General features: G+C 65.0%; 20 protein-coding genes. 12 read left to right on the top strand and 8 right to left on the bottom strand.

Features of this window, described 5'->3' with window-relative positions:
* Positions 1–15 precede the first annotated feature (15 nt).
* The 3 genes from ACXIQ9_RS05585 to alaS form a co-directional block, all read right to left on the bottom strand.
* Positions 16–1,770, bottom strand: coding sequence for a hypothetical protein (locus tag ACXIQ9_RS05585; protein ID WP_459016012.1), 1,755 nt, complete (start codon positions 1,768–1,770; stop codon positions 16–18).
* A gap of 104 nt (positions 1,771–1,874) precedes the next feature.
* Positions 1,875–2,066, bottom strand: coding sequence for a hypothetical protein (locus ACXIQ9_RS05580; RefSeq protein WP_424163996.1), 192 nt, complete (start codon positions 2,064–2,066; stop codon positions 1,875–1,877).
* A gap of 91 nt (positions 2,067–2,157) precedes the next feature.
* Positions 2,158–4,824, bottom strand: a complete 2,667-nt coding sequence (alaS, locus tag ACXIQ9_RS05575) for an alanine--tRNA ligase (RefSeq protein WP_459016011.1) — start codon at positions 4,822–4,824, stop codon at positions 2,158–2,160.
* 11 nt (positions 4,825–4,835) lie between these two features.
* Here alaS and ACXIQ9_RS05570 point away from each other — a divergent pair, with 11 nt between their 5' ends.
* The 8 genes from ACXIQ9_RS05570 (at position 4,836) to ACXIQ9_RS05535 (ending at position 14,351) form a co-directional block, all read left to right on the top strand.
* Entirely contained in the window at positions 4,836–5,282 is a 447-nt protein-coding gene (locus tag ACXIQ9_RS05570; protein WP_247476768.1) for a hypothetical protein, read from the top strand.
* Positions 5,283–5,300: 18 nt separating this feature from the next.
* Positions 5,301–8,420, top strand: coding sequence for a DEAD/DEAH box helicase (locus tag ACXIQ9_RS05565; RefSeq protein WP_459016010.1), 3,120 nt, complete (start codon positions 5,301–5,303; stop codon positions 8,418–8,420).
* Between the two features lie 4 nt (positions 8,421–8,424).
* Positions 8,425–9,318: an SWIM zinc finger family protein gene (locus ACXIQ9_RS05560; protein ID WP_459016009.1), complete on the top strand. Its 894-nt coding sequence runs from the start codon at positions 8,425–8,427 to the stop codon at positions 9,316–9,318.
* Between the two features lies 1 nt (position 9,319).
* Complete coding sequence (locus tag ACXIQ9_RS05555) at positions 9,320–9,799, top strand: MEKHLA domain-containing protein (protein WP_459016008.1); 480 nt, start codon at positions 9,320–9,322, stop codon at positions 9,797–9,799.
* 162 nt (positions 9,800–9,961) lie between these two features.
* On the top strand, positions 9,962–10,357 hold the full coding sequence (locus tag ACXIQ9_RS05550; protein WP_185186733.1) for an Hsp20/alpha crystallin family protein: 396 nt from the start codon (positions 9,962–9,964) through the stop codon (positions 10,355–10,357).
* A 146-nt stretch (positions 10,358–10,503) separates the two neighbouring features.
* Positions 10,504–12,243: a diflavin flavoprotein gene (locus tag ACXIQ9_RS05545; protein ID WP_459016007.1), complete on the top strand. Its 1,740-nt coding sequence runs from the start codon at positions 10,504–10,506 to the stop codon at positions 12,241–12,243.
* Positions 12,243–14,042, top strand: a complete 1,800-nt coding sequence (locus tag ACXIQ9_RS05540) for a flavin reductase (protein WP_459016006.1) — start codon at positions 12,243–12,245, stop codon at positions 14,040–14,042. The genes ACXIQ9_RS05545 and ACXIQ9_RS05540 overlap by 1 nt, the downstream gene beginning before the upstream one ends.
* Positions 14,043–14,144: 102 nt before the next feature.
* Positions 14,145–14,351, top strand: coding sequence for a hypothetical protein (locus ACXIQ9_RS05535; RefSeq protein WP_247476751.1), 207 nt, complete (start codon positions 14,145–14,147; stop codon positions 14,349–14,351).
* Here the strand turns inward: ACXIQ9_RS05535 and ACXIQ9_RS05530 are convergent.
* The 4 genes from ACXIQ9_RS05530 to ACXIQ9_RS05515 all read right to left on the bottom strand — a co-directional run bounded on the left by ACXIQ9_RS05530 (position 14,348) and on the right by ACXIQ9_RS05515 (position 19,362).
* Entirely contained in the window at positions 14,348–14,599 is a 252-nt protein-coding gene (locus ACXIQ9_RS05530; RefSeq protein WP_010313581.1) for a hypothetical protein, read from the bottom strand. The two genes, ACXIQ9_RS05535 and ACXIQ9_RS05530, sit on opposite strands and share 4 nt — an antisense overlap.
* A 115-nt stretch (positions 14,600–14,714) precedes the next feature.
* Positions 14,715–17,642: an aminomethyl-transferring glycine dehydrogenase gene (gene gcvP, locus ACXIQ9_RS05525; protein WP_459016005.1), complete on the bottom strand. Its 2,928-nt coding sequence runs from the start codon at positions 17,640–17,642 to the stop codon at positions 14,715–14,717.
* Entirely contained in the window at positions 17,642–18,031 is a 390-nt protein-coding gene (gcvH, locus tag ACXIQ9_RS05520; protein WP_010313585.1) for a glycine cleavage system protein GcvH, read from the bottom strand. The genes gcvP and gcvH overlap by 1 nt, the downstream gene beginning before the upstream one ends.
* A gap of 26 nt (positions 18,032–18,057) precedes the next feature.
* Positions 18,058–19,362, bottom strand: coding sequence for a methionine gamma-lyase family protein (locus tag ACXIQ9_RS05515; RefSeq protein ID WP_459016004.1), 1,305 nt, complete (start codon positions 19,360–19,362; stop codon positions 18,058–18,060).
* A 272-nt stretch (positions 19,363–19,634) separates the two neighbouring features.
* On the opposite strand from ACXIQ9_RS05515, the gene ACXIQ9_RS05510 reads away from it, so the two are divergent.
* Positions 19,635–20,498 carry an acyl-CoA desaturase gene (locus ACXIQ9_RS05510; RefSeq protein ID WP_050778407.1) on the top strand — a complete coding sequence of 288 codons (864 nt, stop codon included), beginning with the start codon at positions 19,635–19,637 and terminating at the stop codon, positions 20,496–20,498.
* Here the strand turns inward: ACXIQ9_RS05510 and ACXIQ9_RS05505 are convergent.
* A complete protein-coding gene (locus ACXIQ9_RS05505; RefSeq protein WP_459016003.1) occupies positions 20,495–21,271 on the bottom strand; it encodes a hypothetical protein in 777 nt (258 codons plus the stop codon). The two genes, ACXIQ9_RS05510 and ACXIQ9_RS05505, sit on opposite strands and share 4 nt — an antisense overlap.
* Positions 21,272–21,335: 64 nt before the next feature.
* Here ACXIQ9_RS05505 and ACXIQ9_RS05500 point away from each other — a divergent pair, with 64 nt between their 5' ends.
* From ACXIQ9_RS05500 to dnaB, 3 genes are all read left to right on the top strand, one after another.
* Positions 21,336–22,238 (top strand): acyl-CoA desaturase, encoded by a 903-nt coding sequence (locus ACXIQ9_RS05500; RefSeq protein WP_459016002.1) that lies wholly within the window; start codon positions 21,336–21,338, stop codon positions 22,236–22,238.
* A gap of 38 nt (positions 22,239–22,276) precedes the next feature.
* Positions 22,277–22,735 carry a 50S ribosomal protein L9 gene (gene rplI, locus ACXIQ9_RS05495; protein WP_459016001.1) on the top strand — a complete coding sequence of 153 codons (459 nt, stop codon included), beginning with the start codon at positions 22,277–22,279 and terminating at the stop codon, positions 22,733–22,735.
* 114 nt (positions 22,736–22,849) lie between these two features.
* Complete coding sequence (dnaB, locus tag ACXIQ9_RS05490) at positions 22,850–24,268, top strand: replicative DNA helicase (protein WP_459016000.1); 1,419 nt, start codon at positions 22,850–22,852, stop codon at positions 24,266–24,268.
* Positions 24,269–24,270 lie beyond the last annotated feature (2 nt).

Here is a 24,270-nt window from a genome sequence, read left to right as displayed (position 1 = left end):
GAACAGGAGCCAACTTTAGTTAGAAGAAAACGCCTGCTGGAGCATCGATGTCAAAGCCGAAAGTAGGGCACAAGCAAACTGCTCTCCAAACGTCTGGCCAGTGCAAGCTGGACCTGTCGGCGCGCCCATATCAGGCGGATACATGTCTCCACCATCGTCATACTGATTGACGTCGCCTTCAGCTATTTCAGGTTCATCCGTACCACCCAGGTCCCAATCCTCAGATTCACCATCAAGACCCCAGTCCTCAGATTCCGAATCGTCGCCGCCAGGATCGCTCCCATCAGCTAAGTCATCACACCAACCAGCCTCGGGATTCCAAATTTCCCCCTCAGCGCATTCCCCGGCGTCAGTCTCAGCCGTTTCAGGATCACCTGCAAATCCATTGGGATCTTGCTCAAGATCAGTGCCATCGTCAGGTGATTGAGAAGAACCCTGGAGCGTCTCGACGCAGCCGCTGAAGTCCTGAGCCTGCATACACTGCTCCACGACTTGGGGGTCAAGCTCAGCGACGAAACCCAGAGAAGCAGAAGCGTGAAGATCCAGTCCCCGCTGCCACGCATTCCAGGCGGGAACGAGAGGAAAGGCTGGAACATCAGTCCGACCTCCTGACAGCGCGGAAGCAAGCAGGGTTGGCGCTGAAGCAAAGCGAGTCTCAAATTCAGCGGGAATTCGAGAAGACTTCTGAAGGGGTATCTTTTTGAGCTTCTTGTAATCAATGATTCTTTTTAAAGAAGATTTTGAGGCGCCACTGAGAGCCTCTCTGACTTGCGAGGAAACACTCACAAGCCTTAGGGGAAGGCGTGACGGCGGCGCCTTAAACATCGACTGATTGCGTCCATCGACAAACAAAATCAAAGCATTATTCGCCGAAATCCGAAGCATTCTCCTCTTCCCAGTCGATGTCCGAACAGAAGGAGTGCTTGCAACTAGACCGAATCTGGCACGATTACCGCCACTAGCTCGGATTAACTGAGAAAAACTAGAATACAATGGAAGATTGTAATTATCAGCAGAGCGAGTGAGGCGCGACGGCTTTTGATCCTTGAAATACCTAGAGAAGGCTTTCGGCGAAACGACTCCCGAGTAGATACACCTTGAAAGGCTTCCTCCAGAGGACTGGTAAGGCGTCAGTTTCGAGGTGAGACTGGCTGCAACAGAGGAGGGATTGCGCCCATACAGCCTTGCCCGGAAGCCACGCACAAGATTGCCATCTCTCCTAAACGAGCGACAGGCAAGGATTGGCTTTCTCAGAGATATAAAAGATGTCCTTGATGGCTTAGATGGCTTAGATGACTCGGACTGAGGCTTGTTGCTTGGGTTAAGCGGGAATGTTGTTATGGGTGGCTTGATCAGCCAAGGATTAGTGCCTGGTTTGGGATTCGGCTTTGGCTTGGTGTTTGGGTTTGGGTTTGGATTAACCGGGTACTTTGTTACAGGCGGCTTGAGGAGCAAAGGACTAGAGTTCGGCTTTGGCTTGACAAAGGGCTTGAGGGGGTAGCTCAGCTTTGGAGCTTGATCCGAAGACTTCTTCTGTACTGTCTTAGTCTGAACTTTCTTTTTCTTTGCTTTGGTTTTTACGGCTTTTTTCTTCTTTTGCGTCGATGAAGGTGATTGATTCTTCGTCGAGTTCGGCGCCACATAAAGCGGCTTAAACGTGGGAAGGGCCTGCTGAGCAAGCAATGGAGACGTTGCTAGGCCGGCAAAAGCGGGGCCTGCCCCAAGCCCAACTGCGACAAGCAAACCTGCCAACTGTCCGTAGGGATGCATGTGACCAATGGCTCATCTCTCCCTCATCTAGCGACCGGGCTGGAATTAGGGCAACGCCGTTGCATTAAAAAGTCAGAACCAGAAAGAGCCCGAGGCGGTATCGCTCAAACAGCGCAGCTGGGATGGGCGATCAGCTCATGGGCCATGTCCAGGGGCGTGTCCTGGGGCTCCAACCAGGTGGAGCAGCGCAGGGGTTCATCCCCGTCGCGGCAACCCTCCAGCTGCAGACGACTGCCCATCAGCACCAACTGGAAACTCCAGTGGTGGCGGCCATGAATTTCGAAGGAACTCGCCATCGGTTCTCTCCCGCATCGGTCCTTGCCTGCAGGATTCCCCTCCTGGCGCTCCCCTGGCAACGTCAGGAGAACGGTTCCGGAGCTGTCTGGATCAGCCCAGGGCTGCCATCAGCTCGCCTTTGGCCTGCTCCAACGCGGCATCCAGGGCTGCACCGTCGCGGCCACCGGCTTGCGCCAGGTTGGGCCGGCCGCCGCCGCCGCCGCCGCAGGCCTTGGCCACTGCACCGATGAACTTGCCGGCCTGCTGACCCTTGGCGATAACCGCCTTGCCGAAGGCCGCCACCAGGATCACCTTGCCGAGATCCGAGGGATCCGGAAGGCCGCCTAAGACCACGGCAGCGCCCTCGCCCAGCTGATCCACCAGCCCCTGGGCAGCGCTCTGCAGGCCGCCGCCTTCGACGCCATCCAGACGGCTGATCAGCACCTGGAAGTCGCCGATCGCTTCGGCTTGGCTCGCCAAAGCCGCAGATTTCGCGAGTGCCAGCTCCTCACGGGCCGAGGCCAGGGCCTTCTGGCTGGCCTTCAGTTCACTCTGAAGAGTCAGGACGCGATCAACGATCTCCGCCGGCTGGGCCTTGAAGCGCTCGCCGAGTTGCTTCACCACCGCATCGCGTTCATTCAGGTAAGCGAGCACAGCAGCACCCGCCACGGCCTCGATGCGGCGGATGCCGGCGGCCACGCCGCTTTCGCTGACGATCTTGAACAGGCCAATCTCAGCGGTGTTGCTGACGTGGGTGCCGCCGCAGAGCTCCATCGAGACCCCGGGAACATCGACGACCCGAACCACATCGGCGTACTTCTCCCCGAACATCGCCACCGCACCAGCAGCCTTGGCCTTCTCGATCGCCATCTCCTGCACCTCAAGGCTGTGGGCCTCGGTGATCCAGCCGTTGATCAGGGTCTCGATCTGCTCGAGTTCAGCGGCCGTAATCGCCCGGGGGCAGTGGAAGTCAAAGCGCAGGCGATCGAAATCCACCAGGGAGCCTGCCTGGCCAATCCCCTGATCAACCACCTGCTTCAGCGCCGACTGCAACAGGTGGGTGGCCGTGTGGTTCGCCTGAGCCCGCCGGCGGCAGGTCCGATCCACCTGGCCATGGACCACATCACCCACGCTGACGCTGCCGCGCTCCACCCGGCCGCTATGGACGAAGACGCTGCGGTTGCGGCTCACCGCCTCAATCACGACGATCAAGCCGTCACCGCTCAAGACCCCGCGGTCGCCCACCTGACCGCCGCCTTCGCCGTAGAAGGGCGTGGTGTCGAGCACCAGCTGAACACTGTCGCCAGCCTCTGCCCGCTCCGCCGGCTCACCGTTGACCACGAGCGCCTGAACGCTGCTGCTGTGGTCCAGCAACTCGTACCCCCGGAAGCGGGTGGCCTCCAGATCGGCGGCCATCTGATCAATGGCGTCCTGCAGGGTCAAGTCAATGCTCACCGCCGCGGCCTTCGCCCGCTGGCGCTGGGCCTCCATCGCCTGCTCAAAGCCATCCAGATCGACCGCCAGACCATGCTCCTCGGCGATCTCCTGGGTCAACTCCAGGGGGAAGCCGTAGGTGTCGTACAGCTCAAAGGCCTGCTCTCCTGAGATCTGCTTGGGCTTGGCCGCCAGGACATCCGCCAGCAGCTTCTCGCCCCGCTCCAGGGTTTCCAGGAAGCGTGCTTCTTCGCGCTTGAGCTCCGAGAGGATCACCTCCTTGCGCTCCAGCAGCTGGGGATAGGCCGACTGCATCAGGGCAATCGACGCCTCACCCATCGCCGTCAGGAAGGGCTTGTCGATCCCCAGGAGACGTCCGTGGCGGACCACGCGACGGAGCAGGCGGCGCAGGATGTAACCGCGCCCCAGGTTGCTGGCGGTGACGCCATCACAGATCAGCTGGGTCACCGCCCGGCTGTGGTCCCCGATCACCTTCAGGGACGTCTGACCCTTGGCATCGAGTTGGCGGTAGTCGACCCCAGCGAGAGCGGCCGCCGTCTCAATCAGCGGATAGATCAGGTCGGTCTCGTAGTTGTTCGGAACCTTCTGCAGGATCTGGGCCATCCGCTCGAGACCCATCCCGGTGTCGATGTTGCGGTTCTCCAGCGGCGTGAGGTTGCCCTCCGCGTCGCGGTTGTACTGCATGAACACCAAGTTGTAGAACTCGATGAAGCGGCTGTCGTCCTCGAGGTCGATGCCCTCATCGCCCAGTTCGGGCTTGAAGTCGTAATAGATCTCCGAGCAGGGACCGCACGGGCCCGTGGGGCCCGAGGCCCAGAAGTTGTCGGCCTCATCCATGCGGATGATCCGCTTGGGGTTCACCCCCACCACATCGCGCCAGATCGCCTCGGCTTCGTCGTCCTCACGGAAGACGCTGACCACCAGGTTCTTGGGGCTGATGCCGAAGACCGTGGTGCTCAGCTCCCAGGCCCACTGGATCGCTTGCTCCTTGAAGTAGTCACCAAAGGAGAAGTTCCCGAGCATCTCGAAGAACGTGTGGTGCCGGGCCGTGCGGCCCACGTTTTCGATGTCGTTGGTGCGAATGCACTTCTGGCTGCTGGTCGCACGGGCTGACGGGCGGGGCTGCTGCCCCAGGAAGACCGGCTTAAACGGCAGCATCCCGGCGATGGTCAGCAGAACCGTTGGGTCCTCCGGCACCAGGGAGGCACTGGCCATCGGCTTGTGGCCCCGCTGCTCGTAGAAGTCGAGAAAGGCCGCACGGATCTCAGCACCAGTGCGGGGAGCGGCGGCCATGGCGAAGCAAAACGAGCCTGAACCGGGCATGATCGCGCAGCATGAGCGCCGCCTCCCCCGCCACCGCTGAGCACAGCCGGGCCGAACTGCGGCTGCGCTCCATCGCCTGGGCCCTCGGTGCGGGTTTCAGCGCCCTGACCCTGGGCCTGCCCCTGGGACTGGAGTCAGCCCTCAGGGCCGGTGGCTGCGGCTTTTTCTATGGCCTACTGGCCTTCCACCTGCAGCGGGTGGACCCCGATGACGGCCACCTGCAGGCGGGCCTGGTCGGGGCCGTCTGCGGCATCCACAGCCTGGGCCTTCCAGCCCTTTTGCCCTGGCCGCTGGAGGAACCTTGGCCCGAGAGCTTGGCTCAGGTCGCTCCAACTGTGATGATGGGGTTCATTCGTGCTTGGTTGCCGCTGATCGGCGCCGCGCTGGTGTTGCACGGATCGATGGCCCTATCGCGACTTGTCGTGACTCGGGTTGAACCGATCCAGCGGCGCCCCTGATCCCCAGGCCCCGCCCCCATGAGCCTGCTGCATGCCACCTGGCTGCCCGTCGTCCCGGCGGGAAGCTTCGCCAAAGGCAAGGCGCCCACAGCCGGCCTGTTGATCTGGGCGGACACCTGGCGCGTGGCCGAACCGCTGAGTCCGGCGGCTGAGGCACCGTTCCACCCCCTCAGCCTGGATCTCGACGATCTGGCCACCTGGCTGGACGAGAACAACTTCTGGTCCGAGGACCTGCGCCAGGCCACCGTCACCCTGACCCTGCCGAGCCGGCAGCAACTGAGCAAAGGACAAAAAAGCAGCGAATCAAGTGCCTGGAGCGGTCTGCCGCTGCAGTCGGGAGAACCGCTGCCGAAGGATCTGAGCTGGTGGCCCTGGCAAGTCGAGGGTTGGTTCCTCAAACCGGGCCCCGCTGCCGCCTGGCTCAATCAACTGCCCCTCTCGGGGGCCTACGAGGCCGGACTGGGTGATGACCTGCTCTGGTGGTGCCACGTCCAGCGCTGGTGCCTCAGCCTGATCGCCCGGGGCCGGTGGCTACCCGAGAGCGCGGATGGCAAGGCCAGTTGGCGCCCCCTGCTGAACCGGGAGGACGACCGCCGCAGGCTCGAGGAGCTGGCCTCGCGCATGCCCCAGGTGGTGGCGGCCTCCAGCCCAGATCCCCAGTTGGCCTGCGGCCGTCCCCGCTCGAACCGACTACTCGTGGCGAGCATCGTCGAAAAATTGGTGGACGGCCAGCTACGCGAAGCCTTCCAACCCGGCGCAGCCGGCCTCGATCCACTGCTGGCGGCCTGGGAAGAGGGCCTGGCGAGCCGCGACGGGAAACTCAAGCTCGATGAGGAGGAGCAAGAGCGCCTCGGCGGCGCCAGCAACCACTGGCGCGAGACCGTCGCCGGCAAGGTGGCTCCCGCCCGTGCCTGCCTGGAGCTGTTCACCCCGCCGGAAGGGGAGGAACTCTGGGAACTGAAATTCGGCCTCCAGGCGGAAGCCGACCCCAGCCTGCGGGTGCCCGCCGGGCTGGTCTGGGCGGCTGGCGACAGCAACCTGGCCCTGGGTGAGATCCAACTGGAGCAGCCTGGAGCGCTGCTGCTGGAGGGCCTGGGCCGCGCCCTGCTGGCCTTTGAGCCGCTGGAGCGAGGCCTGGATGCCGCCACCCCTGAGGCGATGCAGCTCACCCCCGCGGAAGCCTTCGTCCTGGTGCGGACCGCCGCTGCCCGCCTGCGGGATGTGGGTGTCGGGGTGGTGCTCCCCGCGAGCCTCTCCGGTGGCCTCGCCAGCCGCCTGGGCCTGGCCATCACCGCCGAGCTGCCCGAGAAGTCCCGCGGCTTCACCCTCGGGGAAACCCTGGAGTGGCGCTGGGAATTCATGATCGGTGGGGTCACGTTGAACCTCAAGGACCTCGAGAAGCTCTCGGCCAAGCGCAGCCCGCTGGTGCAGCACAAGGGGGCCTGGATCGAACTGCGGCCCCTGGACCTCAAGAACGCCGAGAAGTTCTGCTCCGCTGAGCCCCCCTTCAGCCTCGATGACGCCCTGCGGATCACGGGCAATGAAGGGGAGACCCTCTCCCGCTTGCCGGTCCATGCCTTCACGGCCGGGCCCCGCCTGCAGGCGGTGCTGGAGCAGTACCACCAGCAGAAAGCCCCCGATCCCCTGCCTGCGCCCCCTGGGTTCGCCGGACAACTGCGGCCCTATCAGGAGCGCGGTCTGGGCTGGCTGGCCTTCCTGCATCGCTTCGATCAGGGTGCCTGCCTGGCCGACGACATGGGCCTTGGCAAAACGATCCAGCTGCTGGCCTTCCTGCAGCACCTCAAGGCCGAAGAGGAGCTCAAACGCCCGGTGCTCCTGGTCGCTCCCACCTCGGTGCTGACCAACTGGAAGCGGGAAGCCGCGGCCTTCACCCCGGATCTGACGGTCAACGAGCACTACGGACCCCGCCGCCCCTCCAGCCCCGAGGCCCTGAAAAAAGCGCTGAAGGGTGTGGACCTGGTGCTGACCACCTACGGCCTGCTGCAACGGGACAGCGAACTGCTGGACAAGGTCGATTGGCAGGGGGTCGTGATCGATGAAGCCCAAGCCATCAAGAACCACGCCGCCAAGCAATCCATGGCGGCACGGGACATGGGGCGCCCCGGCAAGGGTCCCCGCTTCCGCATCGCCCTGACCGGCACACCGGTGGAGAACCGGGTGAGCGAGCTCTGGGCCCTGATGGACTTCCTCAATCCCAAGGTGCTCGGCGATGAGCCCTTCTTCCGCCAGCGCTACCGGATGCCGATCGAGCGCTACGGCGACATGTCCTCGCTGCGGGACCTCAAGGGCCGCGTCGGCCCCTTCATCCTGCGCCGCCTGAAGACCGATAAATCGATCATTTCCGACCTGCCCGAGAAGGTGGAACTGAGCGAATGGGTGGGCCTGGCCCCCGAGCAGAAGAAGCTCTACTCCAAGACCGTGGACGAGAGCCTCGATGCGATCGCCCGGTCGCCCCTCGGCCAGAAACATGGTCAGGTGCTGGCGCTACTCACCAAGCTCAAGCAGATCTGCAACCACCCGGCCCTGGCCCTCAAGCAGGACCCAGCCGACGCCGATGCCAGCTTCTTCAAGGAGTTCGCCGCCCGCAGCGCCAAGGTGCAGCGGCTGGAGGAAATCCTCGAGGAAGTGATGGAAGCGGGCGATCGGGCCCTGCTGTTCACCCAATTCGCCGAATGGGGCCATCTGCTCAAGGCCCACCTGGAGCACAAGTGGCGCCAGGAGGTGCCCTTCCTCTACGGCAGCACCAGCAAGACCGAACGCCAGGCCATGGTCGATCGCTTCCAGGACGACCCCCGCGGCCCGCAACTCTTCCTGCTTTCCCTCAAGGCCGGCGGCGTCGGCCTGAACCTGACCCGGGCCAGCCACGTCTTCCACATCGACCGCTGGTGGAACCCCGCCGTGGAAAACCAGGCCACCGACCGTGCCTACCGGATCGGACAACAGAACCGGGTGATGGTCCACAAGTTCATCACCAGTGGCTCCGTCGAGGAGCGCATCGACCGCATGATCAAGGAGAAGTCCAAGCTCGCCGAAGACATCGTTGGCTCCGGTGAAGATTGGCTCGGCGGCATGGATGTGAGCCAACTCAAAGAACTCGTCACCCTCAGCGAGGACTGATCCCATGACCCTCTCCAGCAACGGCATCACCACCCAGCTCGGCGATGAGGGCCTGAGCCAGCAGTCCTGGTGGGTTGAGCAGTGGATGGAGCTGATCAATGGCTACCGCTTCAAGAAACGCCTAGAGCGGGCCTGGGCCTATGCCCGCGAGGGCAACGTCCTCTCCATTCGCTTCGAGGGGCGCCGGGTGCACGCCCGGGTGCAGGGCAGCGGCGAAGACCCCTACAAGGTGAAGCTCTGGCTCGATGTCCTCAACGATGAGGACTGGAACTACGTGCTTGAGGCCCTCGGGCAAAAGGCCCGCTGGTCCGCCCAGCTGCTGGCCGGGGTGATGCCCCAGGACATCGAGCGCGCCTTTGCCGCCAGCGGCAAGCGGCTCTTCCCCTTCAAGTTGCAGGAGGTGCGCAGCGAGTGCACCTGCCCCGACAAGGTCAACCCCTGCAAGCACGTCAGCGCCGTCTACTACCTGATGGGGGAGCGCTTCAGCGAAGACCCCTTCGTCCTCTTCCAGCTGCGGGGCCGGACCCGCGCCCAGCTGCTCAGCGACCTGGCGGTCAAGCGCCGGGCCCTGCTGGCCAAGAAAGCCAAGGAGGCCAAGGCCAACCCCGACGCAGAGCAGGCCAACGCGCCCCAACTGCACCCGGCTCCGATCTCCATCCGCGAACCCAAGCGCTGGTGGCGCTACGGAGCCGCCCTCGACCCCGGCCTGGTGGTCATCACCCCGGCCATGGAGGGGGACACCGGCCTGGATGAAGCCGGAGCCATCCCCCTGGCGGAGGACGGCCGCTTCCCGGAGGCCGGCAAGCAATTCGTCGAACACCTCAAGGCCCAGGGCGCCAGCTTCAGCGCCACGGCCATGGCCACCGCCATGGCCGCCGGCAGCAAGCAAGAGGATTGAGGTGTCCCTGAGCGATCAGCGACCACAACTCGAGCAGGCGCCTGCCCCCTGGCTCACCCCCGGCAAACGCCAACTGGCCGAGCAACTCCTGCAATCCCACCACCAGGCCTTTGGCCGGCCTCTGGCACCGTCGGCCCAGGAGCTCTTCTCAGCCGATCTCGTCGTCCTGGCCCATGACGGCAGCAGCGACCCCTGCCTGACCTACGCCAATGCCGCAGCCCTGCAGCTCTGGGAGCGCCCCTGGAGCGTCATGGTCGGCATGCCCTCGCGACTGACCGCCGAACCGCAGGAGCGCCAAAGCCGCGCGCTCGCGCTGCAGCAGGCCTTGAACCAGCAAGCGATCGAGGGGTACAGCGGCATCCGCATCAGCAGCAGCGGCCGGCGCTTTCAGATCCAGAACGCCCGGCTCTGGTGCCTCCAGGACGCCGATGGTCGACCCTGCGGTCAAGCCGCGGCCTTCAGCGACTGGTGGTGGCTCTAAGGAACGGTTCGGCTCCTACGAAAACCAAGGTGTAGCAACCGAACCCGAGGGGTGATGGCCGTACTGAAAGGGTCGGTTTGCGCCCTCTTGGTTGTCATTCAGCGGAGCCACATTGGCGTTGCGGGTCATCACCCCGCCCAGTCAAGTCTTGGAGGAACAGCCATGCTGACCCTGCGCCAATCACCCTTTGATCTGTTCGAACAACTCGAGCAGCAACTGCACACCGCCGAGCGCGTGCCCGCCGCCGAAGTGCGTGAAACCGAGGCTGGCTTCGCCATCACCCTGGAACTGCCGGGCGTGAAGCGCGACTCGATCGATGTCAAAGCCACCGATCGCACCCTCGTCATCAGCGCCGAGCGCCTCGCCCCCGAGGAGGCCGCTGATGCCCAAGCGCCGCTCCTGAGCGAATTCCGCTATGGCACCTGGAGCCGCAGCTTCCGCTTCCCCTCCGGCATCGACCGGGAGGGCCTTGAAGCCCACTACCGCGATGGCCTTCTACTGGTCACCGCGCCGAAGGCCCAAACCATGACCACCGTCTCAGTGAAGGTGGAGGGCTAGGCGACCAGAACGATCACACCAACCAGAGAGAGACGGGACACAGCCCTGGCCGCAAGCCAGGGCTTTTTTGTGACTGGAGGGGACGGCTCGATCAGCCAGCTCTCCAGAGAAGCTCCGTAGAGTTCACCAGCCCCCCTGGTGATCCCATGGCTGTCGTTGCAAGCACGCCCCGGCTCAGCCTGCAGTGCGAGGCCATCGCCAAGGACACCAGCACCATCCGCTCGTTGGACTGGGACCGCAGCCGCTTCGACATCGAGTTCGGCCTGCGCAACGGCACCACCTACAACAGCTTTCTGGTGCGCGGTGAGCGCACCGCCCTGATCGACACCAGCCACCTCAAGTTCGAAGGGATCTGGCTCGAGCTCCTCAAGAAGCAAATCGATCCCAAGGCCATCGACGTGCTGATCGTCAGCCACACCGAACCGGACCACTCCGGCCTAGTCGGCCACGTCATTGACCTCAACCCGGACATTGAGGTCGTCGGCTCCAAGGTCGCCATCCAGTTCCTCGAGAACCAGGTGCATCGCCCCTTCAAAAGCCGCGCCGTCAAAAGCGGCGAGGAGCTGGACCTGGGCACCAACCCCGAGAGCGGCATTCAGCACCGCTTCGAGTTCCTCAGTGCCCCCAACCTGCACTGGCCAGACACGATCTTTTCCTTCGACCACGGCACCGGGATCCTCTACACCTGCGATGCCTTCGGCATGCACTACTGCTCCGAGGACGCCTTCGATGTGGACCCCGGCGCCCTCGCTCCCGACTTCCGCTTCTATTACGACTGCCTGATGGGCCCCAACGCCCGCAGCGTCCTCCAGGCCATGAAGCGCATGGATGGCCTCGAGGGCACCATCAACACCATCGCCACCGGGCACGGACCGCTGCTGCGCCACCACCTCAACCTCTGGATGGGGGACTACAAGGACTGGAGCAGCGACCGCAGCAAAGGCGAGGCCTACGCCGCCGTCTGTTACCTGAGCCAATACGGCTTCTGCGACCGCCTCAGCCAGGCCATCGCCCGTGGCATTGGCAAAGCCGAAGCCCAGGTGCAACTGGTGGACCTGCGAGCCACCGACGCCCAGGAACTCAGCGCCCTGATCGGCGAGGCCAGCGCCGTCGTGGTTCCCACCTGGCCGGCCAATCCCGACCCGGAGCTGCAGGCCTCCATCGGAACCCTGCTGGCGGCCCTCAAACCCAAGCAGTGGATCGGCAGCTACGACGCCTACGGCGGCAACGACGAACCGATTGATGCGGTCGCCACGCAGCTACGCAGCATGGGCCAGAAGGAAGCCTTCGAACCCCTGCGGGTGCGCCAGGTTCCCGATGGCAACGACTACCAGCGCTGCGAAGAAGCCGGCACGGACCTCGGTCAACTCCTGACCCGAGCCAAGACCATCGCCGCGATGAAGTCCCTCGATGGCGACTTGGACAAGGCCCTCGGGCGCCTCTCTGGCGGTCTCTATGTGGTGACCGCACGCCAGGACGAGCGGGCCTCAGCGATGGTGGCCAGCTGGGTCAGCCAGGCCAGCTTTGATCCCCCCGGCATCACCGTGGCCGTGGCCAAGGACCGCGCCATCGAAGCGCTGCTGCAGGTGGGTGATCGCTTCGTGCTGAACATCCTGCGGGAGGACAACTACCAGGACCTGATGCGGCACTTCCTCAAGCGCTTCCCGCCGGGTGCGGATCGCTTTGCCGGGGTCAACACCCTCGATGGCGTGGCCAACGGCGGACCGGTCCTGGGCGATGCCCTGGCCTTCCTCGGCTGCCGCGTCAGCCAGCGGATGGAGGGCCCGGACCACTGGATCATCTACGGCGAGGTCGAGCAGGGGAACGTCTCTGACACCGAGGCACGCACGGCCGTTCACCACCGCAAAGTGGGGAACCACTACTGATGGCCGTCGCCACTGCAGAACGGCAGGTCATTCAGCTGCCGATCGAACCCGGCCTGGTTTGCCTGAGGGGCCTCAGCCCCAAGCGCCTGCGCTTCGAGGTGGAGTACGGCCTCGAGCGCGGCACCAGCGCCAACAGCTTCCTCTTCCTGCCCAGCAGCGAAGCCGCAGCTCTGCTGGTCCACCCCCCCGGTGCCTCCTTCGCCGAGCCCTACCTGGAGCAACTGGCGGAGCTGGTCCCCAGCGACAGCGAACTCCAGGTGGTCGTCAGCCACGTCAACCCCAACCGGATTGCCCTGCTGCACGAGCTAGCCCGCCGCTGGCAGAAGCTCCGGCTGATCGCCTCCAACCCGGGCGCCAAGTTGCTGCAGGACCTCTGGGCCCAGCGCAAACCCACAGAACAGGAAGCGCCCGCCCTGCCGGAGCTGCCGCCCCTGACCGTGGTCCGCGGTGAAGACAGCCTTGAGCGCACGGACGGCTACAGGATCAACCTGCTCTCCGCTCCGACCCCGCGCTGGCCCGGGGCGCTGATGGCCTTCGAGGAGACCACCGGCCTGCTGATGAGCGGCAAGTTCTTCTCCGCCCACCTCTGCAGCCAGGAGTGGGCCGAAGCCAACCGCAGCAGCACCGAAGAAGACCGCCGCTACTTCTATGACTGCCTGATGGCTCCGATGGCCCGGCAGGTGGAAGCGGTGCTCAACCGCATCGATGAGCTCTCCATCCGCTGCATCGCCCCGGGACACGGCCCAGCCATCGCCGAAAGCTGGCGCAGCCTGCTGGTGGACTACCGGCGCTGGGGTGAATCCCAAGAGCGCTCCAGCCTCTCGGTGGCGCTGCTCTTTGCCAGCGCCTACGGCAACACCGCCGCCATCGCCGACGCCCTGGCCCAAGGGGTCTCCCGCACCGGCGTGCGGGTCGAGAGCGTCAACTGCGAATTCACCCCAGCCGAAAAACTGCTGGAGACCATCCGCAGTTGCGATGCCCTGCTGATCGGCTCCCCCACCCTCGGTGGGCATGCCCCAACGCCGATCGTCTCCGCCCTCGGCACGGTGCTGGCAGAGGGTGATCGCTCCAAGCCGGTTGGTGTCTTCGGCAGCTTCGGCTGGAGCGGTGAAGCCATCGATCTGCTCGAGAGCAAGTTGCGCGACGGCGGCTTCAGCTTCGCCTTTGAGCCGGTGCGGGTGAAGTTCAGCCCCGATGCGGCCACGATCAAGACCCTGGAGGAAACCGGAACGGGCCTGGGCCGCAGCCTGATCACAGCGCAACGCAAGGCCCAACGCCGCAGCTCCACCAGTGGTGGCCTCAGCGAAAGCCGCAGCAACCCAGCCGTCCTCGCCCTGGGCCGGGTCGTGGGATCCCTCTGCGTCCTGACGACGCGCAAGGGCGCTGGCGAAAGTCAACTCAGCGGCGCCATGGTGGCCAGCTGGGTCAGCCAGGCGAGCTTCAGCCCGCCGGGCCTGACGGTGGCCGTCGCCAAGGACCGGGCCGTGGAGGCCCTGCTGCACGTCGGTGATTCCTTCGCCCTCAACGTCCTGGCCTCCGGGCGCGAGAGCGGACCGATGAAGCAATTCCTGCAGCCCTTCGCCCCGGGGGCCGATCGTTTTGCAGGCCTGGAGCTCGAGCAGAGCCCTGGCGGTCAACCGATCCTTCCCGAGGCCCTGGCCTGGCTCGACTGCAGCGTCAAACAGCGCATGGAATGCGGCGACCACTGGCTGATCTATGCCCAGGTGGGATCCGGAGCACTGCTGGATGCGGAGGCCACCACCGCCGTTCACCAACGCCGCAGCGGCGCCAACTACTGAGCGCCCTGCAAGATCTCGTGATCTGCAGCGGAAGAAAACCTGAATTCAGGGGGGCTCAGCCAGACAAGGGCTGAAATGAAGATCTGATGCCACTGCCGCTGGATGGGAGCCCTGCCCAAAGCCAGTCCGACTTCTCAGCGCTGGATCGTTCGCTATCGCGGCTTCGTACTGATCCCCCAGAAGGATCTCTCTTGGATGGTCAGGCCCGAACGCAGCCCCATGAAGCTGCTGCCCTTTCGGGCCCCAGCCAGTTCAGTGGAAGACGTCAAGGCGCTGATCGACTGGCGCCTTGACCAGAACGCCAGTTAGGCGGCCTGCGGCGGGGGCGGGGTAGAACCACCAGCCTGGAACGGCAGCACCACGGTGGCCCAATGCTCAGGGCGGGCAGGACGCGTGCGGCGCGGGCGGCGAACACCGAAGGGAACCCGCACAACGTTGGTGCCCTCGACCCGCAGGGTCTGACCGGTCACGGCTGCTTGATGGAGGCTGCCCTGCAGAGAAGGCAACTTCACTGCCGGCTGATCTTCGAGGGTCGTTGTTTTGGTCTCGTCGCTCATGGGCCCCCTGGACTACAGCGATGACTGCAGTTGCAGCAGATTTTGAGAGGAAATCAAGGGACGATGCAGAAAGAAATTCTGCACTTTTCCCTTTGCCAAAGAATTTAAACCCTAATCAAGCTGCTGTTGAGGTGGAAACGGCCATTTCCTCAACCGATGGGCAGGTGCAGACCAGGTTGCGATCACCGAAGGCGTTATCAATGCGAGCCACCGCCGGCCAAAGCTTGCCCTGCTGCTGCGCCTCTCCCTGGGGGTAGGCCGCCTGCTGACGGCTATAGGGACGATCCCAAACATCCGCCGTCACCGCTGACAACGTATGCGGCGCACGTTTAAGGGGATTGTTCTCAGGATCCATCGCCCCAGACTCAATCGCTGCAGCCTCTGCGCGGATGGCGGCCATCGCATCACAGAAGCGCTGCAGCTCCGCCAAACCCTCGCTTTCGGTGGGCTCCACCATCACCGTTCCCGCCACCGGCCAACTGACCGTCGGGGCATGGAAGCCGTAGTCCATCAGGCGCTTGGCGAGATCATCCACCTCCAATCCGGCACTGCGCTTGAGCGGCCGCAAATCAAAGATGCATTCATGGGCAACCCGTCCGGATTGGCCGCGATAAAGCACCGGGAAGTGATCCTCCAGTTGATGGGCCAACCAATTGGCGGCCAGGAGGGAAACGGCACTGGCCTGGCGCAGGCCCGCGCCGCCCATCATCCGGATGTACATCCAGCTGATCGGAAGAATGCTGGCGCTGCCCCAGGGGGCCGCACTCACCGGTCCGATGGCCTGATCACCCCCACAGGCCTCCGCAGACGGATGACCCGGCAGGAAGGGCAACAGGTGAGAGGCCACAGCGATCGGCCCCACCCCCGGACCGCCACCGCCGTGGGGGATGCAGAAGGTCTTGTGGAGGTTCAGGTGGCAGACATCCGCTCCATAGATCCCGGGCTTCGCCAGGCCCACCTGGGCATTGAGGTTGGCGCCATCGAGATACACCTGTCCGCCGTGCTGATGCACCAAGGCGCAGATCTCGCGGATGCCCTCCTCGAAGACGCCATGGGTGGAGGGGTAGGTGACCATCAGGGCCGCCAGCTCGTCCTTGTGGGTTTCGACCTTGGCCTGCAGATCCGCCCGGTCGATGTTCCCCTGGTCGTCGCAGGCCACGGCCACCACCGTCAAACCAGCCATGACGGCGCTGGCGGGGTTCGTCCCATGGGCACTGGTGGGAATCAAGCAGATCCGGCGCTGCTGGTCGCCGCGGCTGCGGTGATAAGCGCGAATCACCAGTAGGCCGGCGTATTCCCCTTGAGAGCCGGCATTGGGCTGCAGGGACACCCCGGCGAAGCCCGTGATTGCCGACAGCCAATGCTCGAGGTCCGCCACCAAACGGCGATAGCCCGCGCTCTGGTGCGCCGGCGCGAAGGGATGCAGTCCCGCAAACCCTGGCCAGCTGACCGGCAGCAGCTCTGCCGCTGCATTGAGCTTCATCGTGCAGCTCCCCAGCGGGATCATCCCGTGGACCAAGGAGAAGTCCTTGGAGACGAGCCGCTGGATGTAGCGCAGCAACTCCGTCTCGCTGCGGTAGCGATGGAAAACCGGCTGCTGCAGCCATGGGCGCGAGCGACGGGGCACCAAGGTTCCCCAGAGGCGCTCCTCGATCGGCTGTCCCTGGCTCTCCTGCAACAGGGCGTGCTCGAGTTGGACCAGATCCGGGGCCCGTTGCGGCAGGGCCGCCAGGGCGGAGAGCAGGCGCTGCAGCTCCTCGAGGTCGCTCAGCTCATCGAGGCAGATGGCAAACCCGTCGGCCTCAGGCCGCAGGTTGAAGCCCGCCGCCGCCGCCCGCGCGATCACGTCCGCCGCATCCGGGCAGTGCACCCGCAGGGTGTCGAGGCCCGGGGCCGCCTCGGGGGGATAGCCCAGGGCTTCGAGGCCACGCCGCAAGAGCTCCCTCAGCAGCACCAGACGCCGGGCGATCGCCGTCAGGCCATCGGGGCCGTGGTGCACCGCGTAGAAGCTGGCCATCACCGCCAGCAGAACCTGGGCAGTGCAGATGTTGCTGGTGGCCTTGTCGCGGCGGATGTGCTGCTCACGGGTCTGCAGCGCCAGGCGCAACGCCGGATGCCCCTCGGCATCGACGGATTGACCGACCAAACGGCCTGGAATCTTGCGCTGGTGGGTAGGAGTCGTGGCAAAGAAGGCCGCATGGGGGCCGCCATAGCCCAAGGGAATGCCCAGCCGCTGGGTGCTCCCGACGGCAATCTCCACACCGAGCTCGGCCACCGGTGCCATCAGCACCTGGGCCAAGGGATCCACAGCCGCCGTCACGATCACGCCTGCGGCCCGGGCAGCGGCGATCACTTCACCCGGGTGCCAGAGCGCCCCCGAGGTCCCCGGCAGCTGCAGCAGCAGACCAAAGGCGTCGCTGAGCACCTCGGGCCGCTCCAGGAGTTCCTGGGGATTGACCCGCTCCAGTTCGAGCTCCAGCGGTTCCGCCCGGGTCTCAAGGACCGCCCAGGTCTGCGGGAAGACCGCCTCATCCACCAGGAATCGGCGGGCCCTGCGGTTGCGGCAAGCCCCCAGGCTCAGGGCCATGGCCTCCGCCGCCGCCGTGGCCTCATCCAGCAACGAGGCGTTGGCGATCGGCAGGCCGGTGAGCTCGCTGATCAGGGTCTGGAAATTCAGGAGTGCCTCCAGGCGCCCCTGGCTGATTTCCGCTTGGTAGGGGGTGTAAGCGGTGTACCAGGCCGGGTTTTCAAAGACATGGCGCTGAATCAGCGCCGGGGTGATGCAGCCGTAGTACCCGAGGCCAATCAGGGAACGGCGGACCTCGTTCGCCGCCGCAATCTGCTGCAGTTCGGCTAGGGCCTGGGACTCCTGGCAACCCGCCGGCAACCCCTCCAAGGCCTGGGCAGGCTCCAGACGAATCGGCTCGGGGACCACCTGGCGCACCAAGGCCTCCAGGTCAGGCAGGCCGAGATCTCGCAGCATCGACTGCTGCTCAGCGGGCGTGGGCCCGATGTGGCGCTGAACGAAGGCGCTCAACTCCATCAGTGACCGTCGACCTTGGCGCCGTAGCTCGCGGCATCCATCAGAGCCTCGATCTGGGCCGGAGCGCTCGGACGCACCAACAGCAACCAACCCTCGCCATAGGGGTCGTTCTGCAGCTCCTCGGGGCTCGCCAGGACCGCCTCATTGCGGGCCTCCACGGTGCCATCGATCGGGGAGAGCATGTCCTCCACGGCCTTCACCGACTCCACCGAACCGAAGCTGGAGCCCTGGCTGAGGCTGTCCCCCACCTCGGGCAACTCCACAAAGACGATGTCCCCCAGCTGATCGACCGCAAAGGCGCTGATGCCAACGCGCACCAGCTCCCCTTCGGACTTCACGTACTCGTGGCTGTCGGAATAGCGGCAGTCATCGGGATAGTGCAGACCCATGGGCCGCGCCGCAGCGAAAGTGGATATCAGTCTGTCGAATTTGCCGAGGCGCGGCTGTTCCCAGGGCCACCCTTGTAATGGGATTCAGCTAACGCCAGCAGGGCCCGCTCCAAGGCGAGCTCCGCATGGGCCTGGGTGGTGCCACCCTGGGCATAGAGGACGTAGGGCTCCCGCAGGGGGCCATCGGCGGAGAACTCACTGGTGCTGCCATCGATAAAGGTCCCGCCCGCCATCACCAACTCACTGGCGTAGCCGGGCATCGGTGCTGGGATCGGATCGAGGTAAGAGCCCACAGGGGAACAGGTCTGAAAGGCGCGGCAGACGGCCTTCAGCGGTTCGGGGGAACCCAGGCGCACCGCCTGAATCACATCGCTGCGCACCCCTCCCACCAGGGGCTTAACCGCATACCCCAAGCCGTCAAAAACCGCTGCGGTCAACTCAGCGCAGAGCAGCGCCTCGGTCACCATCTGCGGCGCCAAAAACAGTCCTTGGAAGAGCAGGCGATGCAGGTCAAAGCCTGTTCCCCCTTCACTACCGATGCCCGGGGCGGTCAGCCGGCAGCAGGCCTGCTCCACCAGCTCCTCGCGCCCGGCGACGTAGCCGCCCGTCGGGGCAATCGTGCCGCCGAGGTTCTTGATCAAGGAGCCCGCCATCAGGTCCGCTCCGACGGCCGTGGGCTCCTGCAGCTCAACGAGCTCGCCGTAGCAGTTGTCGACGAACACCAGGCAGCCGGGCTGAACCGCCTTGACCCGCTCCACCAATCGAGCGATCTGCGCCACGGTCAAGGACGGGCGCCAGCTGTAGCCGCAGCTGCGCTGGATCAGGACCATGCGGGTGGGCACAGCCAGTGCCCCAGCGATTCCCGCCTCATCGACGCTCCCATCGGGAAGGAGATCCAGCTCGTCGTAGGCCACCCCGAACTCCGCCAGGGACCCCTGTCCCTCGCCCCGGATGCCAATGACCTCTTCCAGGGTGTCGTAGGGACGCCCCGTCAGGGCCAAGAGCCGATCACCGGGCCTCAACACCCCATAGAGGGCAGCGGCGATGGCATGGGTGCCGCTCACAAATTGCAGGCGCACCGCGGCCGCCTCGGCCTGCAGCACCCGGGCAAAGACCCGGTCGAGCACCTCCCTGCCCAGGTCCCCATGGCCGTAGCCACTAACGGAGGCGAAATGGTGCACCCCCAGCCGCTCGGCCGCGAAGGCATCGAGAACTCGCTGCAACCGGGGCTTGATGCCAGCCCGACGCTCCTGGGCCACCGGCGCCGTGCGCTCCAGGGCAACGGCCAACTGATCAGCAGCCCAGGCCTGGTGAGGAGAGGTCATGGCCATCCACAGGTGAACCCATGCTGCTCCCGCGTGACGGTGGGCCAGCCGTCTAGATTTTTCAAACTGATGTCTTGGCTACAGCCGACTGACATCCCAGGCCATTGGTGCGCAGGCTCCCTTGCTGGAGCACCACAGCGACCCGACGCCTGCGCCCCTTCAAGGAGTTCATCTTGGTCCAAGCCCCCGACACCGCTGCGGCGGCCCACCCTTCTCAGCGCGAGGGGGCGGACCAAGCCAGCGGATCCAATGGGTATACCGCCGCCCAAGAGGCTCGGATGCGCGCCGCCCTGGTGGTGCCCCGTGCACAACTTCCCCGTAGTCAGAGGAAATACAAGTCAGGGACCACCGGCTTCATGCTGGCGATCCATGTTGGTGCTGTCTTTGCGCTGCTGCCCCAGTACTGGAGCTGGCAAGGCGTTGCCGTGCTCGCAGTCCTGTACTGGACCACCGTCATCGGCGTCACCCTGGGCCTGCACCGCCTGGTGGCCCATCGCAGCTTTGTTGCTCCGAAGTGGGTGGAGCGGGTGCTGGTGGTCATGGGCACGCTGGCCTGCCAGAGCGGTCCGATCGAGTGGGTCGGCCTCCACCGCCACCACCACAAGTTCTCCGACCAACCGAACGACCACCACGACGCCGCCCGCGGCCTGTGGTGGGCCCACAGCGACTGGATGCTCCACGAGATCCCAGCGATCAAGGAGATCCACCGCTTCACCGGCGACATGCTCCAGGATCCGCTCTACCGCTGGCTGGATCGCTGGTTCCTCCTGCTCCAGATCCCCCTGGGTGCAGCCCTGTATTGGTACGGCGAAGCGGCCCAAGTCCATGGCGGCGGCCTCGGTCTGGTGCTCTGGGCGATCCCCCTGCGCCTGGTGATCGTTTATCACGTGACCTGGCTGGTGAATTCCGCCACCCACGCCTTCGGCTATCGCAACTTCGACTGCCCGGATCTCTCCCGCAACTGCTGGTGGGTGGCGATCCTGAGCTTTGGCGAGGGCTGGCACAACAACCACCACGCTCACCCCTCCAGCGCCCGTCATGGCCTGCGCTGGTTCGAGTTCGACATCACCTGGCAGCACATCAAGCTGCTGCGCAAGCTGGGCTGGGCCAAGCGGGTGCGCGAAGCCCGCTACAGCGGCTAAGCCTGCAACTGACGGCGGATCGCCTCCGCCAGATCGGACTCCTCCTCCCCTTGGCCCGGCTGCTCCAGCAGTCGGGCTTTTTGGCGTAGGAGCTCCAAAAATTGATCGGCGCTGAGCTCCTGCTCATCCGCCGCCCCCAGCACCGCCAGGGTCCGGCGCAGATCCGCCAGTTCGGCATCCAACTCCTCGGCGCTGTATTCCCGCTGACCGGCCATCACTTCAACGAAGCGCTCCCGTCTCTGTCGCTTCTCCCCGGGGTAGGCCGCGATCAATTGCTCTCTGCAGAGCCGCCAGGGACGGCCGGCGGTCAGCAGCTCCGCCAAGGCGGCACTTAAGCCCGCCGCCTCGGCGACATCAATGCGCAGGTCAAAGGCCCCCGGCGGCTGGCGCAGGCCGACAAAGATCTCGAAGAGCTGGGCTGGGCCCAAGGCCTCATCGGAATCACTCAACAGGGGCAGCGCCGAGGACTGCAGGGCCGCGAGCAACTCCGGCTGATCGCTGATCTGCTGCTCCAGTTCTGGCGAGAGTCCAACCGGGCCCTGGGCCGCCAGCAATTCGTTGATGCGGCCCAGGGCCACAAACAGCTCCGGCCCGGGGGAGGTCAACTTGCGGTTACGCAGGTTGGAGAGCTGGGAATTGTGGACACGGCCGAGCTCGAGGCGCTCCGCCAGGGCGGGCAAAACCCTTTGGCTCCAGCCGTTCCGCTCGTGCCAGACCTTGATCAGATGCCCAAACGCGTCACGACCTGCTTCGAGTTCGTCCCGATAATTCACCCGATACGGATCCGTACTGCTACCATTTTAGCGAGAACATCGCGTCCGTATCGGGAGGAGGGAGATGACTGCCACCATCAGCCGCAGCAGCGTCTGGGCCAACCGCGCCCAAACGCCCATCAACCAGCTCCCCCGCAACTGGGGGGTGATCGGCTTCATGGCCGCCCTGCATGGCCTGGGCCTCGTCGCCCTCCTGCCACGCTTCTGGAGCTGGGAAGCCGCTAGCACCCTGGCCATCCTCTATTGGGTCACGGCCTGCCTGGGGGTCACCATCGGCTACCACCGACTGCTCTCCCATCGGGCTCTGCGGCTGCCCCACTGGCTGGAGCGCTTCTTCGCCACCTGCGGCGCCCTGAGCTGCCAGCACGGCCCCATTGACTGGGTGGGCCTGCACCGCCACCACCACAAGTTTTCGGATACGGATTCAGATCACCACAACAGCCACCAGGGCTTCTGGTGGAGCCACATGGGCTGGATGTTCCGGGATATCCCCGCTGAGCAGGCCGTGCCCCAGTTCACGGGGGACCTGGCCAAGGACCCCTACTACCGCTGGCTGAACCGCTGGTTTCTGGCGCTGCAGCTGCCCCTGGCGGGACTGCTCTTCTGGATTGGCACGGTCAGCGGCGCCGGCGGCTGGGCCCTGGTGCTCTGGGGCATTCCCCTCCGCCTGGTGGTCGTCTACCACTGCACCTGGCTGGTGAACTCCGCCACCCACCGCTGGGGCTACATCCGTCACGACAGCGGCGACGGCTCCCGCAACAACCCCTGGGTCGCTGCCCTGACCTTCGGCGAGGGCTGGCACAACACCCACCACGCCTACCCCCACTCAGCGCGCCACGGCTGGGGCTGGCGCGAACCGGACCTCACCTGGATGCACATCCGGCTGCTGCAACGGCTGGGACTCGCCACCCAGGTGCGCCTGCCTGGGCCGCTGCTAGCACAGGCCGCAAGTGGTGGCGTAGTCTGATCAATCGCCAAATTCGATGATCGTTCGACTGCATCCCCATGGCTAAGCGTGTATCCGTAGTCCTCAGCGAGGACGTCCTGAGCCTGGGCAAGAACGGTGACCTGGTGGACGTTGCCCCCGGTTATGCCCGCAACTTCCTCCTTCCCCAAGGCAAGGCTGTTCCCCTGACCCCCGCGGTCCTGAAGCAGGTGGAGCACCGCCGCGCCAAGGAAGCTGAGCGTCAGGCTGCCCTCAAGCAGGAAGCCCTGGACTTCCGCACCGCCCTCGACACCATCGGCCGCTTCACCGTCAAGAAGCAGACCGGTGGCGATGACGTGCTGTTTGGCACCGTGACCAACGCCGACGTGGCCGAGGCCATCGAGTCCGCCACCAAGAAGGAAGTGGACCGCCGCGACATCATCGTCCCCGAAATCCACCGCACCGGCACCTACAAGGTGCAGGTCAAGCTCCACAGCGCCGTCACCGCCGAGATCAACCTCGAAGTGGTCAGCCACTAAGAACCGTTCAGCGTGGTCTGGGCGAACCGATCGGTTCCCGCCACAATGAGCAACCCCTTCGCCGTCAGGCCCCAACGGGACTGGCGGCTTTTTCGTTGAAGCCCCGGCCAAACAATGGTGAGCGTTCCCCTGAGCCAAAGCGACGCCGATGAGGCCGGCGGCGGTCGCGCGGCGCCCCGGGGCAGACCGCGGGAGGACGAACGCTTCGAGGCGATGCCCGATGGCGTGCCCCCCCAAAACCTCGAGGCCGAGGAAGCCGTGCTGGGCGGGATCCTGCTGGACCCCGATGCCATCGGCCGCGTCGCCGATGTGCTGCAACCGGAGGCCTTCTATCTCTCCGCCCACCGGGAGATCTATCGCACCGCCCTGATGCTCCATGGCCAGGGCAAACCCACGGACCTCACGGCAATGACCGCCTGGCTGGCGGACACCGGAGCCCTGGAGAAGGTGGGTGGTAGCGGCCGGCTGGTGGAGCTGGTGGAGCGCACCCTCTCGACCGCCTCCATCGACCAGGTGGCACGCCTGGTGATGGACAAGTTCCTGCGCCGTCAGCTGATCCGCTCCGGCAACGAGGTGATTCAGCTGGGCTTCGATCAGGGCAAGCCCATGGAGCAGGTGCTGGATGAGGCCGAGCAAAAGATCTTTGCCATCAGCCAGGAGAAGCCCAGCGTTGGCCTCACCCCAACGGCGGAAATCCTGACGGCCACCTTTAACGAGATCGAAAGCCGCTCCCTGGGAACGGCCGTGGCCGGCATCCCGGTCAACTTCTACGACCTCGATGCGATGACCCAGGGGCTGCAGCGCAGCGACCTAATCATCGTGGCCGGCCGCCCCGCCATGGGCAAAACCGCCATCACGCTGAACCTGGCCAAGAACGTGGCCCAGCTCCACAACCTGCCGGTCTGCGTCTTCTCCCTGGAGATGAGCAAGGAGCAGCTCACCTATCGACTGCTGGCGATGGAGGTGGGCATCGAAAGCGGTCGTCTGCGCACCGGTCGGCTGCAGCCGGAGGAATGGCCCCTGCTGGGCCAGGGCATCAGCACCCTGGGGCAGATGCCGATCTACATCGACGACAAGCCGAATGCCGGCGTGCTGGAGATGCGCTCCCTCTGCCGCCGGCTGATGGCCGAAAGCGGCAAGGAGCTCGGGGTCGTGATCATCGACTACCTGCAGCTGATGGAAGGAAGCGGCTCCGATAACCGGGTCCAGGAGCTCTCGCGGATCACCCGAGGCCTCAAACAAATGGCCCGGGAGCTCAACGTGCCGGTGATCGCCCTCTCCCAGCTCAGCCGTGGCGTGGAATCACGGACCAACAAGCGGCCGATGCTCAGCGACCTGCGGGAATCGGGCTCGATCGAGCAGGACGCCGACCTGGTGCTGATGATCTACCGGGACGAGTACTACAACCCCGACACCCCCGATCGCGGCATTACCGAGATCATCGTGACCAAGCACCGCAACGGGCCGGTGGGCACGGTCAAGCTGCTGTTTGAGCCGCAGTTCACCCGTTTCCGCAACCTGGCGGCGCCGTAGCG

Source organism: Synechococcus sp. LTW-G (assembly GCF_054459035.1).
The sequence above is the reverse complement of the archived record's forward strand: the minus strand, read 5'-3'. Positions and strand labels throughout refer to the sequence as shown.

Coding starts and splice junctions, on each gene's coding strand:
- ACXIQ9_RS05570 (WP_247476768.1), top strand. CDS start 4,836: ATGAGCGCCGCCTCCCCCGCCACCGCTGAGCACAGCCGGGCCGAACTG.
- ACXIQ9_RS05545 (WP_459016007.1), top strand. CDS start 10,504: ATGGCTGTCGTTGCAAGCACGCCCCGGCTCAGCCTGCAGTGCGAGGCC.
- ACXIQ9_RS05510 (WP_050778407.1), top strand. CDS start 19,635: ATGCGCGCCGCCCTGGTGGTGCCCCGTGCACAACTTCCCCGTAGTCAG.
- ACXIQ9_RS05530 (WP_010313581.1), bottom strand. CDS start 14,599: ATGAGCGACGAGACCAAAACAACGACCCTCGAAGATCAGCCGGCAGTG.
- gcvH (WP_010313585.1), bottom strand. CDS start 18,031: ATGGGTCTGCACTATCCCGATGACTGCCGCTATTCCGACAGCCACGAG.
- ACXIQ9_RS05585 (WP_459016012.1), bottom strand. CDS start 1,770: ATGCATCCCTACGGACAGTTGGCAGGTTTGCTTGTCGCAGTTGGGCTT.
- ACXIQ9_RS05540 (WP_459016006.1), top strand. CDS start 12,243: ATGGCCGTCGCCACTGCAGAACGGCAGGTCATTCAGCTGCCGATCGAA.
- dnaB (WP_459016000.1), top strand. CDS start 22,850: ATGGTGAGCGTTCCCCTGAGCCAAAGCGACGCCGATGAGGCCGGCGGC.
- ACXIQ9_RS05560 (WP_459016009.1), top strand. CDS start 8,425: ATGACCCTCTCCAGCAACGGCATCACCACCCAGCTCGGCGATGAGGGC.
- ACXIQ9_RS05550 (WP_185186733.1), top strand. CDS start 9,962: ATGCTGACCCTGCGCCAATCACCCTTTGATCTGTTCGAACAACTCGAG.
- ACXIQ9_RS05565 (WP_459016010.1), top strand. CDS start 5,301: ATGAGCCTGCTGCATGCCACCTGGCTGCCCGTCGTCCCGGCGGGAAGC.
- ACXIQ9_RS05535 (WP_247476751.1), top strand. CDS start 14,145: ATGGGAGCCCTGCCCAAAGCCAGTCCGACTTCTCAGCGCTGGATCGTT.
- ACXIQ9_RS05500 (WP_459016002.1), top strand. CDS start 21,336: ATGACTGCCACCATCAGCCGCAGCAGCGTCTGGGCCAACCGCGCCCAA.
- alaS (WP_459016011.1), bottom strand. CDS start 4,824: ATGCCCGGTTCAGGCTCGTTTTGCTTCGCCATGGCCGCCGCTCCCCGC.
- gcvP (WP_459016005.1), bottom strand. CDS start 17,642: ATGGAGTTGAGCGCCTTCGTTCAGCGCCACATCGGGCCCACGCCCGCT.
- ACXIQ9_RS05515 (WP_459016004.1), bottom strand. CDS start 19,362: ATGGCCATGACCTCTCCTCACCAGGCCTGGGCTGCTGATCAGTTGGCC.
- rplI (WP_459016001.1), top strand. CDS start 22,277: ATGGCTAAGCGTGTATCCGTAGTCCTCAGCGAGGACGTCCTGAGCCTG.
- ACXIQ9_RS05580 (WP_424163996.1), bottom strand. CDS start 2,066: ATGGCGAGTTCCTTCGAAATTCATGGCCGCCACCACTGGAGTTTCCAG.